The organism is Blastococcus sp. SYSU D00813 (assembly GCF_054050735.1).
The window spans coordinates 16,002-30,949 of the sequence record NZ_JBJGZX010000018.1 but is presented as its reverse complement, the minus strand read 5'-3'; the positions used below and the strand labels follow the sequence as shown (position 1 = coordinate 30,949).

Below are 14,948 nucleotides of genomic sequence, written 5' to 3'. Positions count from 1 at the left end.
TCCAGCGAGGGCCCGCCCACCGATCCCCTGCGAGGCTCCCGCGATGTCGACGCCCGACCAGTCCACCCCGCACGCCACCGGCACGACCGCGGTCAAGCGCGGGATGGCCGAGCAGCTCAAGGGCGGCGTCATCATGGACGTCGTCACCCCCGAGCAGGCGCGGATCGCCGAGGACGCCGGCGCGGTCGCGGTCATGGCGCTGGAGCGGGTGCCCGCCGACATCCGCGCCCAGGGCGGCATCGCGCGGATGAGCGACCCGGACATGATCGAGTCGATCGTCGCGGCGGTGTCGATCCCGGTGATGGCCAAGGCGCGGATCGGGCACTTCGTCGAGGCGCAGGTGCTGCAGAGCCTGGGCGTGGACTACGTCGACGAGTCCGAGGTGCTCACCCCGGCCGACGAGGCCCACCACATCGACAAGCACGCGTTCACCGTGCCGTTCGTCTGCGGCGTCACCGACCTGGGCGAGGCGCTGCGCCGGATCGCCGAGGGCGCGGCGATGATCCGCTCCAAGGGCGAGGCCGGCACCGGCAACGTGGTCGAGGCCGTCCGGCACATGCGCGCCATCCGCGCCGGCATCCGCCGGCTGACCACCCTCGACCGGACCGAGCTGTTCGTCGCCGCCAAGGAGCTGCGCGCCCCGCACGACCTGGTCGCCGAGGTGGCCCGCACCGGGGAGCTGCCGGTCGTGCTGTTCACCGCCGGCGGCATCGCCACCCCGGCCGACGCGGCGATGATGATGCAGCTGGGTGCCGAGGGGGTGTTCGTCGGCTCGGGCATCTTCAAGTCCGGCGACCCCGCGCAGCGGGCCGCGGCGATCGTGCAGGCCACCACCTTCCACGACGACCCCGACGTGATCGCCAAGGTCTCCCGCGGCCTGGGCGAGGCGATGGTCGGGATCGACGTGACCACGCTGCCGGGGTCCGAGCGGTTCGCCACCCGCGGCTGGTGAGCGCGCCGGCCCCGGCGCGGTGAGGCCCGCCGCGGTGCGGACCGGCGGCCGGATCGGTGGTGTCGACCTGGCCCGCGGGGTCGCCGTCCTGGGCATGTTCGGCGCCCACATGGGCATCGGCCGCGACGCCGAGCTGGCCTGGGACCCCGCGACCTGGCGGGCCGTCGTCGACGGGCGCCCGTCGATCCTCTTCGCCGTCCTCGCCGGGGTGTCGATCGCCCTGCTGTCCGGCGGACGCGAGCCGGCCACGGGCGAGGCGCTGGTCCGGGCACGGGTGCGCGTGCTGGTGCGGGCCGCCTGGGTGTTCCTGCTCGGCGGGCTGCTGGAGCTGCTCGACACCTTCGTCGCGGTGATCCTCGGCGTCTACGCGGTCCTGTTCGTGCTGGCCGTGCCGTTCCTGCGCTGGCCGCCGGCCCGGCTGCTCGCCCTCGCGGCGGTGCTCGCGGTCGTCACCCCGGTGGTCGACCTGTTCGCCGGGCAGCTGGTCACCGAGCACGGGGACGCCGACCAGGCGTTCGCGCAGCTCGTCGTGACCGGCTTCTACCCGGCCGTCATCTGGTGGACCTTCGTCCTCGTCGGCCTGGCGGTCGGGCGGCTGGACCTGCGCGCGGCCCGCACCCGGGCGGCGCTGGTCGCCGCCGGCGCCGGACTGGCCGTGCTCGGCTACGCGGGCGGCCGGTGGAGCACCCGCGCGTGGGCCGGCGGCCGCGCCTCCGACGGCGTCGAGGAGGGGTTCCGGCGCCTGGGCGAGTTCGACCTCGCCTGGCTCAGCGGCGCCGCGCCCCACGGCGGGACGACGTTCGAGGTCGTCGGCTCGACCGGCGTCGCGCTCGCCGTGCTGGGGGTGTGCCTGGTCCTGGCCGACCTGCTGCCCTGGCCGGTCTGGCCGCTGGCCTCGGTCGGCGCGCTGGCCCTGTCGGTGTACAGCGGGCACCTGGTGGCCATCGCGCTGCTCGACCCTGGGTTCCCGGCCGGGACGGGGCTGTGGCTGCGGTTCTGCGCGGTCGCGCTCGTCGCCGCGAGCCTGTGGCGGCTGCTGCTCGGCCGCGGGCCGCTGGAGCGGGTGCTCACGTGGAGCTCGCGCGCCGCGGCCGGCGCGCCGGCCGCGGAGGGGTCGCGGCGCCGCACGCCGTAGATTGGCCGGCCGTGCGCGGAGGACCGGTCGTCGGGGTGCTGGCCCTGCAGGGCGACGTCCGCGAGCACCTGGCCGCGCTGGCCGGCGAGGGCGCCACCGCGGTACCCGTGCGCCGGCCGGCCGAGCTCGCCGCCGTCGACGGGCTGGTGCTGCCCGGCGGGGAGTCGACGACGATCGCCAAGCTCGCCGTCCGGTCGGGTCTCATGCAGCCGCTGCGGGACGCCGTCCGCGCCGGGCTGCCGGTCTACGGCTCGTGCGCCGGGATGGTGCTGCTGGCCGACCGGCTGGTGGACGCCGCCGAGGGGCAGGAGACCGTCGGCGGGCTCGACGTGACGGTGCGCCGCAACGCCTTCGGCCGGCAGGTGGACTCCTTCGAGTCCCGGGTCGAGCTGTCCGGCCCGGGCCTCGGCGGGCCGCCGGTGCCCGCCGTGTTCATCCGCGCCCCGTGGGTCGAGGAGGCCGGGCCGGGCGTCGAGGTGCTCGGCCGGGTCGAAGGCGCGGAGGGCGACGGTAAGATCGTGGCGGTTCGCCAGGGGGACCTCCTGGCCACCAGCTTCCACCCCGAACTGACCGGGGACCGCCGGGTGCACGCGCTCTTCGTCGAGGTCGTGCGCAGCGCCCGGGGACGCAGGTCCGGCGCCGTCGCCGGGGAGGAGAGGAGACCGTCGTGAGCGGACATTCCAAGTGGGCGACCACGAAGCACAAGAAGGCCGGGATCGACGCCAAGCGCGGCAAGCTCTTCGCGAAGCTGATCAAGAACATCGAGGTCGCCGCCCGCACCGGCGGCGGTGACCCGGCGGGCAACCCGACGCTGTTCGACGCCATCCAGAAGGCGAAGAAGAGCTCGGTGCCCAACGACAACATCGACCGCGCCGTCAAGCGCGGCTCCGGCGCCGAGGCCGGTGGCGTCGACTACCAGGGCATCACCTACGAGGGCTACGCGCCCGGTGGGGTCGCCGTCCTCATCGAGTGCCTGACCGACAACAAGAACCGGTCGGCCATGGAGGTCCGCACGGCGATGACCCGCAACGGCGGGTCGATGGCCGACCCGGGGTCGGTGTCCTACCTGTTCTCCCGCAAGGGCGTCATCGTCGTGCCCGCCGCCGACGGGGTCGACGAGGACTCGGTGCTCATGGCGGTCCTGGACGCCGGCGCCGAGGAGGTCCGCGACCAGGGCGACTCGTTCGAGGTCGTCTGCGAGCCCGGTGACCTGGTCGCCGTGCGCACCGCGCTGCAGGACGCCGGCATCGACTACGACTCCGCCGACGCCGGCTTCGTGCCCAGCGTCAGCGTCGAGCTCGACGAGGAGAACGCGGCCAAGGTCTTCCGGCTGATCGACGCGCTCGAGGACTGCGACGACGTGCAGAACGTGTACGCGAACTACGACGTCTCCGACGAGGTGCTCGAGAAGGTCGGCTGAGCCCGGCGGGCGTGTCCGCGGCGGACCGTCGTCCCCGCCGGTTAGCCTCGGTCGAACACCAGTTCGGCAGCGGTCAGGAGGCGTCCATGCGGGTGCTGGGCATCGACCCCGGCCTCACCCGGTGCGGGTGGGGCGTCGTCGACGGCCGCCCGGGTGCCCGGCCGGCCGCGGTCGGCGTGGGCGTCGTCCGCAGCTCGCCCGAGCTCGACCTCGAGCTGCGGCTGCTGGAGCTGCACACGGCCGTGACGGCGCTGCTGCGCGAGCACCGGCCCGACGTGGTGGCCATCGAGCGGGTCTTCACGCAGAACAACAAGGGCACGGCCACCGGCACCGCGCAGGCGGCGGGGGTGGCCGCGCTGGCCGCCGCGCAGGCCGACCGGCCGGTCGCCTGGCACACGCCCAGCGAGGTCAAGGCGGCGATCTCCGGCAACGGCCGGGCCGACAAGGAGCAGGTCACGCTGATGGTGACCCGCGTGCTCGGCCTGGCCGCCGCGCCCAAGCCGGCCGACGCGGCCGACGCGCTCGCGCTGGCCGTCTGCCACGTCTGGCGCGGCCCGGCCCAGCAGCGGCTGCGCGTGGCGGCCCTGGCCGGGGGCATCGGCGCGAACGTCCAGCCGCGGACGCTGCCGCGGTGGCAGGGGGTCTGAGGTACGTGATCGCGAGTGTGAACGGCCGGGTGGCCGCGGTCGGCCCGGACGGCGCCGTCGTCGAGGTCGGCGGGGTCGGGCTGGCGGTGCAGTGCACGCCGGGCACGATCGCGCGGCTGCAGGTGGGGGAGAACGCGCGGCTGTCGACCAGCCTGGTCGTGCGCGAGGACTCGCTGACCCTGTACGGGTTCGCCGACGACGACGAGCGCCAGCTGTTCGAGCTGCTGCAGACGGCCAACGGCGTCGGCCCGCGGCTGGCGCAGGCGGTGCTGGCCATCCACCCGCCCCGCGAGGTGCGCCGCGCGGTGTCGACGGCCGACGTCAAGGCGCTGATGCAGGTGCCGGGCATCGGCAAGAAGGGCGCCGAGCGCCTCATCCTCGAGTTGCGTGACCGGCTGGGCACCACCAGCACCGACACCCAGCTGGACGGCGCCCCGGCGCTGCCCGCCGGCGCCGGCCCCCTCACGCCGGTGGCGCCGTGGCGCGACCAGCTCACCGTGGCCCTCGTCGGCCTGGGCTGGTCGGGCAAGGAGGCCGACACGGCGCTGACCGCGCTCGCGCCCGTCGCCGAGGAGCAGCAGTCGAACGGCGGGGTGCAGATCTCCGTGCTGCTCCGGCAGGCGATCCAGCTGCTGGGTAGATCGTGACGTCGCCGTTCGACCGGGGCCTGTCCGGTGAGGTCGACGACGACCTCGGCCGCCAGTTCGCCGTCTCGCCGCAGGCCGGCGAGGAGGAGCGCGTCGTCGAGTCGGCGCTGCGGCCGCACTCCCTGCACGACTTCATCGGCCAGCCCAAGGTCGCCCGGCAGCTCGCGCTCGTGCTCGAGGGAGCCAAGCGCCGCGGCCGGCCGCCGGACCACGTGCTGCTGTCCGGGCCCCCCGGCCTGGGTAAGACCAGCCTCGCCCTGATCATCGGCTCCGAGCTCGGCACGTCGGTGAAGATCACCAGCGGCCCGGCCATCGAGCGCTCCGGCGACCTCGCGGCGATGCTGTCCAACCTCGGCCCCGGCGACGTGCTCTTCATCGACGAGATCCACCGCATCGCCCGGCCCGCCGAGGAACTGCTGTACATGGCGATGGAGGACTTCCGGGTCGACGTCGTCGTCGGCAAGGGGCCCGGCGCCACCGCCATCCCGCTGGACATCAACCCGTTCACCCTGGTCGGGGCGACCACGCGCGCCGGCCTGCTCACCGGCCCGCTGCGCGACCGGTTCGGGTTCGTCGGCCAGATGGAGTTCTACGAGCCGGCCGAGCTGCAGCAGGTGCTGGCCCGCAGCGCCGAGCTGCTGGGGGTCGAGCTGACCGACGACGGTTCGGCGGAGATCGCCTGGCGGTCCCGGGGCACCCCGCGGATCGCCAACCGGCTGCTGCGCCGCGTCCGCGACTACGCCGAGGTGGAGGGCGACGGCCGGGTCACCCGGTCGGTCGCCCGCGCCGCGCTGGCGCTCTACGACGTCGACGACCTGGGCCTGGACCGGCTGGACCGTGCCGTGCTGGAGGCGCTGGTGGTGCGCTTCGGCGGCGGGCCGGTCGGCGTCTCGACCCTGGCGGTGGCCGTGGGGGAGGAGCCGCACACCGTCGAGGAGGTGTGCGAGCCGTTCCTCGTGCGCGCCGGGCTGCTCGCCCGCACGCCGCGGGGCCGGGTGGCCACCGAGGCGGCCTGGCGGCACCTGGACCAGCCGCTGCCGCGCGGCGGACTGCCCCTCGGGGGTGGCTCAGCAGCCCCACCAGCCGCGCGCCCGGACACCGAACCGCTGTTCGACGCCTAGACTGCCTGTCGCTGGCGCGCAACTCGACTGCGGAGACGGTCCGGCCGGCCGTGCGCTCCACGGCGGGTCGCTGCGCGCCCCAGTGATGTGACAGCCGACGTACCCGAGCGGTCCCGTCCCGGATCGCACCGACCGCGCGCAGTCCCGGCGCGGTAGAGAGGCACCCCTGCCGTGGAGTTCTTCCCTCTGATCCTGCTCGCGCTGGCCTTCGTGCTGCTCATCGTGATGCCGGCGCGCCAGCGCAAGCGGATGGCCGCCCAGCAGCAGCAGATGCAGGAGTCCCTGCAGCCGGGGACGCCGATCATGACGACGAGCGGCATCCACGGCACGGTGGCCGGCAAGACCGACACCACCGTGGACGTCGAGGTGGCCCCGGGCGTCGTGGTCACCTTCGTGCGCCAGGCGATCCTCGAGGTGCGCAAGCCGGCCGGTGCCGAGCCGGGCACCGGGGCGACCTCCGGCGACGACACCCCCGGGATCGTCGACGGCGGTCCCGCCGACACCACCCGCTGAGCCCACCGTGGCCACCCGCCAGGCTCCTGCGCGCCGGTACTTCGCGGCGTTCCTGCTCATCGTCGCCGTCCTCTACGCGCTCGTCTTCTTCACCGGCGACTCGCGCACCCCGCAGCTGGGCCTCGACCTGCAGGGCGGGACGACGGTCACCCTGACGGCGCAGACCCCCGGCGGCGACGCGCCCGACCCCGAGGACCTCGAGCTGGCCCGCCAGATCATCGAGCAGCGGGTCAACGGCCTCGGCGTCGCCGAGGCCGAGGTGGTCACCGAGGGCGACAGCAACATCGTCATCTCCGTCCCCGGGGACGACGGTGACCAGGCGCGGGAGCTCGGGCAGACGGCCCAGCTGCGCTTCCGCCCGGTGATCTGCCCCTCGGCCACCGACCTCACGGGCCTGTGCGCGACCCTCGACAACACGGTCTCGGAGGCCGCGGCCAGCGCGACGCCGACCGACACGGCCGCGCCGAGCGACACGGCCGCGCCGACCGACACGGCTGCGCCGACCGACACGGCCGCGCCCACCGACGCCGCCGCTCCCACGGACACCGCGACGCCGACCGACGCCGCGACGCCGTCCGACACCGCCGCGCCGACCGGCACGGGCGCCCCGGCAGACCCCGCGGAGCCGTCGACGCCGGCGATCGCGGCGACCCCGGAGGAGGCCGCCCCGGCCTACAACGCGCTCCGTTGCGACGCGCAGGACGAGCCCGTCCTCCCGGCCGACCCCGACTCCTACGTCGCCGCCTGCACCGAGGACGGCCAGGGCAAGTACCTGCTCGGGCCGGCGATCATCGAGGGCACGGAGATCGAGGACGCGCAGGCCGGCACGCAGCAGGCCACCGGCGAGTGGATCGTGCTGCTGGACTTCAACAGCGCCGGCGTGCGGACCTGGGCCGACTACACGATCGAGCACCAGCAGGAGCAGGTGGCGTTCACGCTCGACGAGCGGGTCGTCTCCGCGCCGGTCATCCAGTCGGCCATCACCAGCAACCCGACCACCATCACCGGCCAGTTCGACCAGGAGAGCGCCGAGGAGCTGGCCAACCAGCTGCGCTACGGCGCCCTGCCGCTGACCTTCGAGCAGGCGACGGCCCAGTCGATCTCCACCGAGCTCGGCGAGGAGCAGCTGCAGGCCGGGCTGATCGCCGGCGCGATCGGCATCGGGCTGGTGTTCGTCTACGCGCTGCTCTACTACCGGGCGCTGGGCCTGGTGATGATCGCCAGCCTGGTCCTGTCGGCCGTCGTCGTGTACGGCTGCCTGGTGCTGCTGGGCCGGCAGATCGGCTTCACCCTAAGCCTCGCCGGCATCGCCGGGTTCATCGTCTCGATCGGCATCACCGCCGACTCGTTCGTCGTCTACTTCGAACGGCTCAAGGACGAGATCCGGGAGGGCCGGACGCTGCGCTCGGCCGTCCCGCGGGCGTGGGTGCGCGCGCGGCGGACCATCCTGTCGGCCGACGCGGTCAGCTTCCTCGCCGCGGCGATCCTGTACTGGCTGGCGATCGGTGACGTGAAGGGCTTCGCGTTCACCCTCGGCATGTCCACGGTGCTGGACCTGGTCGTCGTCTTCCTCTTCACGCACCCCCTGATGGCGGTGCTCGCCCGGTTCCGGTCCTTCGGCAGCAGCCGGTTCTCCGGCCTCGGCCGGGTGGAGCACACCCGGCGCCGCGACCCGTCCGGGACGTCCGGGCGCGAGCTCGTCGGCGCGGGCACCACCGGCAGCACGGACAGGAGTTCCTCATGACCCGCGGCGACGCCGATCGCGACCTGGAGACCGGGCCCGACGCGGAGGTGGACGGCCCATCGGACGACGCCGCGGTCACCCCCGAGGAGGAGGCCCTGGCCGACGCCGGGCTGCCGCGCGAGGGCCTCGACCGGGCCGGCGCGCCCCGCGCCCGACGCCTGTCGGGGCTGGGGCACCGCCTGTACAACGGCGAGGCCGGCCTCGACGTGGTCGGCCGCAGCCGCCTCGTCTACCGGATCACCGCCGTGGTGGTGCTCCTCTGCCTGGCCGCCGTGGTGTTCCGGGGCTTCAACTTCGGCATCGACTTCGTCGGCGGCAACAGCTTCCGGCTGCCGGGCACCAGCGAGCAGCTCACCGAGGTGCGCGAGGCGGCCGAGGACGCCGGGGCCGAGGTGAGCACCGCCCAGATCGTGGGTGGCAACACGATCCTGCTGCGCACCGGTGAGCTGGACAACGACGGCGAGCGCGACGTCGTCGCGGCGGTCGCCGGGGCGGCCGGCGTCGACCCGTCGCAGGTCAGCCCCGAGTCGGTGAGCGCCGACTGGGGCGACGACATCACCGACCAGGCGATCTTCGCCCTGATCGTGTTCCTCGTGGCCGTCAGCCTCTTCCTGGCCGTCCGGTTCCAGCCGAAGATGGCGATCGGCGCGATGGCGGCCCTGGTGCACGACATCGTCGTGACGGCGGGTGTCTACGCCCTGGTCGGCTTCGAGGTCACCCCGTCCACGGTCATCGGCTTCCTGACCATCCTCGGGTTCTCGCTCTACGACACCGTCGTCGTCTTCGACAAGGTCGACGAGAACGTCAAGGACCTGGACAAGACCGCCCGGATGACGTGGAGCGAGGCGGCCAACCTCGCCGTCAACCAGACGCTGATGCGCTCGATCAACACCTCGGTCATCGCGCTGCTGCCCGTCGCCGGGCTGCTGTTCGTCGGCGCCGGCCTGCTCGGCGTCGGCACGCTCAAGGACCTCGCGCTGGTGCTCTTCGTGGGTCTGGCGGCCGGCACGTACTCCTCGATCGTCCTGGCGACCCCCATCGTCGCCGACCTCAAGGAGCGCGAGCCGCAGGTGCAGGCCCTGCGCAAGCGGGTCCTCGCCCGCCGGGCGTCGGCCGCCCGCGAGGCGGCCGGCCGGGGCACCGGTCCCGGCCGGGGACCGGTGGCCAGCGCCCGCCGCTCGCCGGCGGCCCGCCGGCAGACGGCCGTCGGTGCCGCGGCCCGCGAGGAGGACCTCGGGCCGGTGCAGGCCGACGTCGTCGTCGAGTCGCCGGCGTCGGTGGGTCCGTCCGAGCCGCGGTCCGGGGCCACGGCGGCGCCGCGGCCCGGGGCGCGCCCGCAGCGGCCGGCCGGCCGCCGGGCCGGCGGCGGGGGCAAGAAGCGCCGGTGACCGAGCCCGCCGGGGCCCAGCCGCCCCTCGACGAACTGGTCGCCTCGCTGGCCGTGGACGTGCCGGACTTCCCCGAGCCGGGGATCGTCTTCCGCGACCTGACGCCGGTCTTCGCCGACGGCCCGGCCTTCCGCCGGGTCGTCGACGGGCTGGCCTCGGCCGCCTCGGTCGACCCGCGGGTGGCGGCGCTGTCCTCGGCCCGCGACGGGGCGCACCCCGGCTTCGACGTCGTCGTCGGGGTCGAGGCCCGCGGCTTCCTGCTCGCCGCCGCGGTCGCCCTCGACGCGGGCGTCGGGGTGGTCCCGGTCCGCAAGGCCGGCAAGCTGCCGCGGCAGCGGGTGTCGGCCTCCTACGACCTGGAGTACGGGTCGGCGACGCTGGAGATGCACACCGACTCCGTCACGCCGGGCCAGCGCGTCCTCGTGGTGGACGACGTCCTCGCCACCGGCGGCACGCTGGCCGCGGCGATCGGGCTGGTGGAGGAGCTGGGCGGCGTGGTGACCGCGGTGTCGGTCGTCGTCGAACTCACCGAGCTCGGCGGCCGGCAGGTCCTGGCGCCGCACACGGTGCACTCCCTCTGGACCACCTAGCCGCGACGCACCCCCGACGAGGGGGGACTCCCGGCCGCCGTTCGCGGGACCGCGGGCGGACCCGGCTAGCATGGGAGAGGTCCACCCTCCTCGAGCCCGCAGGAGTCGCCGTGGCCCCCGACGCCGCCGCCACCAACGTGGCTGCCGGGCGTCCGGGGGGCGTACCGCCCGCTGCCGAGTCCGCGGCAGCGCCCGCCGCGCTGCCCCCCGGCGCGCCGGCCGCCGATCGCGCGCCGCTGCCGGCCCGGCCGCTGGTCCGCCGGCCCGACGACGTCGGCTCCGAGCCGCCGGCCGAGAACGACCCGGGCACGCCGCGCCGCCGCGTCCGCGACCGCCTGGCCCGGCGGATCGTCGCCGGGCAGCGCAGCACCGTCGTCCGCCCGGTGCTCGAGCCGCTGGCGGCCCTGCACCGGCAGAGCCACCCCAAGGCCGACCTGGCGGTGCTGCAGCGGGCCTACGACGTGGCCGAGGCCGCGCACGCGACGCAGAAGCGCAAGAGCGGCGACCCCTACATCACCCACCCGCTGGCCGTGTCGACGATCCTCGCCGGCCTGGGCATGGACACCACCACGCTCATCGCGGCGCTGCTGCACGACACGGTGGAGGACACCGGCGTCACCCTGGAGTCGATCAGCAGGGACTTCGGGCCCGAGGTGGCGCACCTCGTCGACGGGGTCACCAAGATCGACAAGGTCAAGCTGGGTGACGCCGCGCAGGCCGAGACGATCCGCAAGATGATCGTGGCGATGTCCCGCGACCCGCGGGTGCTGGTGATCAAGCTCGCCGACCGGCTGCACAACATGCGCACGCTGCGCTTCCTCCCGCCGGAGAAGCAGGAGAAGAAGGCGCGCGAGACGCTGGAGATCCTCGCCCCGCTGGCCCACCGGCTGGGCATGAACACCATCAAGTGGGAGCTCGAGGACCTCGCGTTCGCGACGCTGTACCCGAAGCGGTACGACGAGATCGTCCGGCTGGTCGCCGAGCGGGCGCCGTCGCGCGACACCTACCTCGCCGAGGTCACCGCGTCGGTGACCGAGCAGCTCAAGGCCGCGGGCATCGAGGCCGTCGTCACCGGCCGGCCGAAGCACTACTACTCGATCTACCAGAAGATGATCGTGCGCGGCCGCGACTTCACCGACATCTGGGACCTCGTCGGGATCCGCATCCTGGTCGACTCGGTCCGTGACTGCTACGCGGCGCTGGGCATCATGCACGCCCACTGGCAGCCGGTGCCCGGTCGCTTCAAGGACTTCGTCGCGATGCCGAAGTTCAACATGTACCAGTCGCTGCACACGACCGTGATCGGCCCGCAGGGCAAGCCGGTCGAGCTGCAGATCCGCACGCACGACATGCACCGCACCGCCGAGTACGGCATCGCGGCGCACTGGAAGTACAAGGAGAAGGCGCGGGCCGGCGGCCGGCCCGCCGCGGGGGAGTTCGGGGCCAGCAAGGCCGGCTCGCCGGACGACATGCTGTGGCTGCGGCAGCTGCTGGACTGGCAGCGCGAGGCGCAGGAGCCCGGCGAGTTCCTCGAGACCCTGCGGTACGACCTCGGCCCGCAGGAGGTGTTCGTCTTCACGCCGAAGGGCGACGTCGTCAGCCTGCCCGGCAGCTCCACCCCGGTCGACTTCGCCTACGCCGTGCACACCGAGGTCGGCCACCGGTGCATCGGGGCCCGCGTCAACGGGGCGCTCGTCTCGCTGGACAGCACGCTGAACAACGGCGACGTCGTGGAGATCTTCACCTCGAAGTCGCCCACCGCCGGGCCGTCGAAGGACTGGCTGGCCTTCGTCGGGTCCTCCCGCGCGCGCACCAAGATCCGCCAGTGGTTCACCAAGGAGCGCCGCGAGGACGCCGTCGAGGCCGGCAAGGAGGCGCTCACCCGGGCGATGCGCAAGGCGGGCCTGCCGCTGCAGCGGCTGCTCGGCGGGGAGGCGCTGTCCACGCTCGCCAAGGACCTGCGCTACGCCGACGTCACCGCCCTGTACGCCGCGGTGGGGGAGAACCAGCTGTCGGCGGCGTCGGTGGTGGAGAAGCTCATCGCGGCGCTCGGGGGCACCGAGGGCGCGGTCGAGGACATCGCCGAGACCGCCATCCCCACCCGCCGCGTCGGCCCGCGCCGGGCCGCCGGCGGCGAACCCGGCATCGTCGTCCACGGCATGACCGACGTGTGGGCCAAGCTCGCCAAGTGCTGCACCCCCGTCCCCGGGGACGACGTGCTCGGCTTCGTCACCCGGGGCGGCGGCGTCAGCGTGCACCGCACCGACTGCACCAACGCCGCCGACCTGCAGCGCAAGCCGGAGCGGCTGGTCGAGGTCGAGTGGGCCAGCGCGCCGGGGTCGGTGTTCCTCGTGGCCATCCAGGTGGAAGCGCTCGACCGGCACCGGCTGCTCTCCGACGTCACCAAGGCCCTGGCCGACGAGCGGGTCAACATCCTCTCGGCTTCGGTGCAGACCAGCCGGGACCGCGTGGCCATCAGCCGGTTCACCTTCGAGCTGGCCGACCCGGCACACCTGGGCGCGGTGCTGCAGACCGTCCGCAACGTCGACGGCGTCTTCGACGTGGAGCGCGTCACCGCCTGACGGCCCCGCTGCAGGGGCCCGCCGCGAGCTCGCGAGCGGTGGGGGGGCAGCGGGGTCCTTGCTCAGGCGGTCTCGGGGTCGGCCAGGAAGGCCGGGTTCTCGCAGGTCGCGCCCGGTTCGGGGGTCGTGTCGGCGTTCTGGGTGAACTCGTCGGCGAACGCCGCCAGCTGCGGGTCGTCGACCGAGTCGGCCGTGAGCTGGTGGTTCCAGGCCTGGATGCTCACCGGGGAGCCCAGCCCCTCGTAGGGCGACAGCATCCGGTACGGGACACCCTCGACCAGGTCGGCCAGGGTCGCGACCTCGTCGGCCGAGAGCGCGTCCGGGTCGTAGGTGATCCACACGGCGCCGTGCTCCAGGGAGTGGACGGCGTTCTCGTGCCGGACGTCGACGTCGTAGACCGTGCCGGTGCAGTCCGCCCACACCGCGGCGTGCGGCCCGCCGACCGGCGGGGACTCGGAGTAGTCGACGCTCGTGGTGACGTGGTCCTGCCCGGCCGCGTAGTCGTACCGCTGCACGTCCGCCGTGCCGCCCGCGCCCCCGGTGCCGGCAGCAGCGGGGGAGGCGGTGCCGTCGACCGTGGCGGTGCAGCCGGCCAGGGCGGCGCCGGCGACCAGCGTCGCCCCGGCCAGCCGCGCGGCGGCGGTGCGGGCGCTCACGCCACGACCACGGCGGACTCGATGACGACGTCCACGTTCGGCGCGCCGCCGCCCGGGGAGGGGTCGAACGAGCCGTCGTCGCCGGCCGCGGCGATCTCCTGGACCACGGCCAGCCCCGCGTCGTCCAGCGTGCCGACGACGGTGTAGTCGGGCGAGAGCTGGGTGTCGACGTAGCAGATGAAGAACTGGCTGCCGGTCGAGCCGGGCCGCCCGCTGTTGGCCATCGCCACGGAGCCGGCCGGGTACTCGGTGTCGGCGGTGACCTCCTCGGCGAACCGGTAGCCCGGCCCGCCGCGCCCGGTGCCGGTCGGGTCGCCGCACTGCAGGACGCCGAACGTCGGCTGGTCGACCAGCCGGTGGCAGGGGCTGCCGTCGAAGAAGCCGGCGTCGGCCAGGTAGGCCGTGCTCGCCGCGGCGCAGGGGGCACCCGCGGAGTCCAGCGTCAGGGTGAGCTCGCCCTGGCCGAGGGTCAGGACGACCGACCGGCTGCCCTCGGCGGGCACCTCCTCCGGCGGGGTGCCGACGTCCACGCCGCTGCCGTCGGGCACCCAGTCGCAGGAGACGGTGGCGCCTCCGCCGGCCGCGCCGCCGTCCGGGGACCCCGTGCCGGAGACCTCGTCGTCGCCGCACCCGGTGAGCACCAGCGCGGCCAGTGCCGAGAGCGCGAGCGCGGCGCGCGGCCGGGTCACTGCGCGGCCGTCACGGACTCGATGGTCACCGGGGTGGCCGGGGCGCCGTCGGTCGACCCGTCGGCGACGCCCGCCGCGGCGATCTGGTCGAGCACCGCCAGCCCGGCCTCGTCGATGGTGCCGAAGACCGTGTAGTTCGGGTTGCCCTCGAGGCTGTCGCCGTAGACGAGGAAGAACTGGCTGCCGTCGGTGCCCTGTCCGCTGTTGGCCATCGCGACGACGCCGCGCGGGTAGGTCTCGGTGCCGGTGACCTGGGTGGGGAAGCTGTAGCCGGGCCCGCCGTTGCCGACGCCCGAGGGGTCCCCGCACTGGAGGACCTGCAGGCCGGGGCTGGTGGTCAGCCGGTGGCAGGGGGTGCCGTCGAAGAAGCCCTGCTCGGCCAGCGAGACGAAGCTCGCCGTGGCGCACGCGGCCGTCCCGGCCCGGTTCAGGGTGAGGCCGATCGCGCCCGCGCTGGTCGTCATCGTCTCGGTCACCGTGCCCTCGGCGGGGAGGTCGCCCGAGGGTGCGTCGACGGCGACGCCGGAGCTGCCCTGGGCGTCGTAGGTGTAGGTGCACGGACCGGCCGTGGTCGTCTGGCCGGCCCGCTCGGCGCCGGGCCCGGTCGAGGGGCCGGCGGCGGAGGTGCTGGTCCCGCCGGCGACGGTGGAGTCGTCGTCGTCCCCGCCGAGCCCGGTCACGAGCAGCACCGCGCCGACGACCAGGACCACCGCCGCGGCGGTGACGGCGACCAGCGTGTTGCGGCGGCGCTTCCTGGCCAGCTCGGCACGGCGCTCGAGCTGCCGCTGCAGGTGGCGCTGGGCAGCCTGCCGGCGCTGCTTGTTGCTCGGCACGGGGGGACGCTCCTCGGGGCGTGCGGGTGCT

15 protein-coding genes are annotated in these 14,948 nt (G+C 74.6%); 12 read left to right on the top strand and 3 right to left on the bottom strand.

The genetic code is table 11. From position 1 onward, the window contains the following. The first annotated feature begins 43 nt into the window (after positions 1–43). From pdxS to ACI8AX_RS13805, 12 genes are all read left to right on the top strand, one after another. Complete coding sequence (gene pdxS / locus ACI8AX_RS13860) at positions 44–952, top strand: pyridoxal 5'-phosphate synthase lyase subunit PdxS (protein WP_456550413.1); 909 nt, start codon at positions 44–46, stop codon at positions 950–952. Positions 953–971: 19 nt separating this feature from the next. Next, entirely contained in the window at positions 972–2,087 is a 1,116-nt protein-coding gene (locus tag ACI8AX_RS13855) for a heparan-alpha-glucosaminide N-acetyltransferase domain-containing protein (RefSeq protein WP_456550412.1), read from the top strand. A gap of 11 nt (positions 2,088–2,098) precedes the next feature. Continuing rightward, on the top strand, positions 2,099–2,758 hold the full coding sequence (gene pdxT, locus ACI8AX_RS13850; protein WP_456550411.1) for a pyridoxal 5'-phosphate synthase glutaminase subunit PdxT: 660 nt from the start codon (positions 2,099–2,101) through the stop codon (positions 2,756–2,758). Next, entirely contained in the window at positions 2,755–3,507 is a 753-nt protein-coding gene (locus ACI8AX_RS13845) for a YebC/PmpR family DNA-binding transcriptional regulator (protein WP_456550410.1), read from the top strand. Before pdxT ends, ACI8AX_RS13845 begins: the two co-directional genes overlap by 4 nt. An 86-nt stretch (positions 3,508–3,593) precedes the next feature. Continuing rightward, a complete protein-coding gene (ruvC, locus tag ACI8AX_RS13840) occupies positions 3,594–4,154 on the top strand; it encodes a crossover junction endodeoxyribonuclease RuvC (RefSeq protein WP_456550409.1) in 561 nt (186 codons plus the stop codon). 5 nt (positions 4,155–4,159) lie between these two features. Then, entirely contained in the window at positions 4,160–4,801 is a 642-nt protein-coding gene (gene ruvA / locus ACI8AX_RS13835; protein ID WP_456550408.1) for a Holliday junction branch migration protein RuvA, read from the top strand. Then, positions 4,798–5,922 (top strand): Holliday junction branch migration DNA helicase RuvB, encoded by a 1,125-nt coding sequence (ruvB, locus tag ACI8AX_RS13830; RefSeq protein WP_456550407.1) that lies wholly within the window; start codon positions 4,798–4,800, stop codon positions 5,920–5,922. The genes ruvA and ruvB overlap by 4 nt, the downstream gene beginning before the upstream one ends. A gap of 171 nt (positions 5,923–6,093) precedes the next feature. Further along, the gene (gene yajC, locus ACI8AX_RS13825; protein WP_456550406.1) at positions 6,094–6,435 is read left to right on the top strand and encodes a preprotein translocase subunit YajC; all 342 of its coding nucleotides are present in this window, start codon (positions 6,094–6,096) and stop codon (positions 6,433–6,435) included. A 7-nt stretch (positions 6,436–6,442) separates the two neighbouring features. After that, positions 6,443–8,179, top strand: coding sequence for a protein translocase subunit SecD (secD, locus tag ACI8AX_RS13820; protein ID WP_456550405.1), 1,737 nt, complete (start codon positions 6,443–6,445; stop codon positions 8,177–8,179). After that, positions 8,176–9,567: a protein translocase subunit SecF gene (secF, locus tag ACI8AX_RS13815; RefSeq protein WP_456550404.1), complete on the top strand. Its 1,392-nt coding sequence runs from the start codon at positions 8,176–8,178 to the stop codon at positions 9,565–9,567. Before secD ends, secF begins: the two co-directional genes overlap by 4 nt. After that, the gene (locus ACI8AX_RS13810; protein WP_456550403.1) at positions 9,564–10,157 is read left to right on the top strand and encodes an adenine phosphoribosyltransferase; all 594 of its coding nucleotides are present in this window, start codon (positions 9,564–9,566) and stop codon (positions 10,155–10,157) included. Before secF ends, ACI8AX_RS13810 begins: the two co-directional genes overlap by 4 nt. A 110-nt stretch (positions 10,158–10,267) precedes the next feature. After that, positions 10,268–12,739, top strand: a complete 2,472-nt coding sequence (locus tag ACI8AX_RS13805; protein WP_456550402.1) for a RelA/SpoT family protein — start codon at positions 10,268–10,270, stop codon at positions 12,737–12,739. 62 nt (positions 12,740–12,801) lie between these two features. Here the strand turns inward: ACI8AX_RS13805 and ACI8AX_RS13800 are convergent, their stop codons facing one another. From ACI8AX_RS13800 to ACI8AX_RS13790, 3 genes are read right to left on the bottom strand one after another with little or no spacing between them, the layout of a single operon-like run. Then, positions 12,802–13,395 (bottom strand): DUF3105 domain-containing protein, encoded by a 594-nt coding sequence (locus ACI8AX_RS13800; RefSeq protein ID WP_456550401.1) that lies wholly within the window; start codon positions 13,393–13,395, stop codon positions 12,802–12,804. Then, complete coding sequence (locus tag ACI8AX_RS13795) at positions 13,392–14,084, bottom strand: peptidylprolyl isomerase (RefSeq protein ID WP_456550400.1); 693 nt, start codon at positions 14,082–14,084, stop codon at positions 13,392–13,394. Before ACI8AX_RS13795 ends, ACI8AX_RS13800 begins: the two co-directional genes overlap by 4 nt. Next, positions 14,081–14,917: a peptidylprolyl isomerase gene (locus ACI8AX_RS13790; protein WP_456550399.1), complete on the bottom strand. Its 837-nt coding sequence runs from the start codon at positions 14,915–14,917 to the stop codon at positions 14,081–14,083. Before ACI8AX_RS13790 ends, ACI8AX_RS13795 begins: the two co-directional genes overlap by 4 nt. Positions 14,918–14,948: the final 31 nt, after the last annotated feature.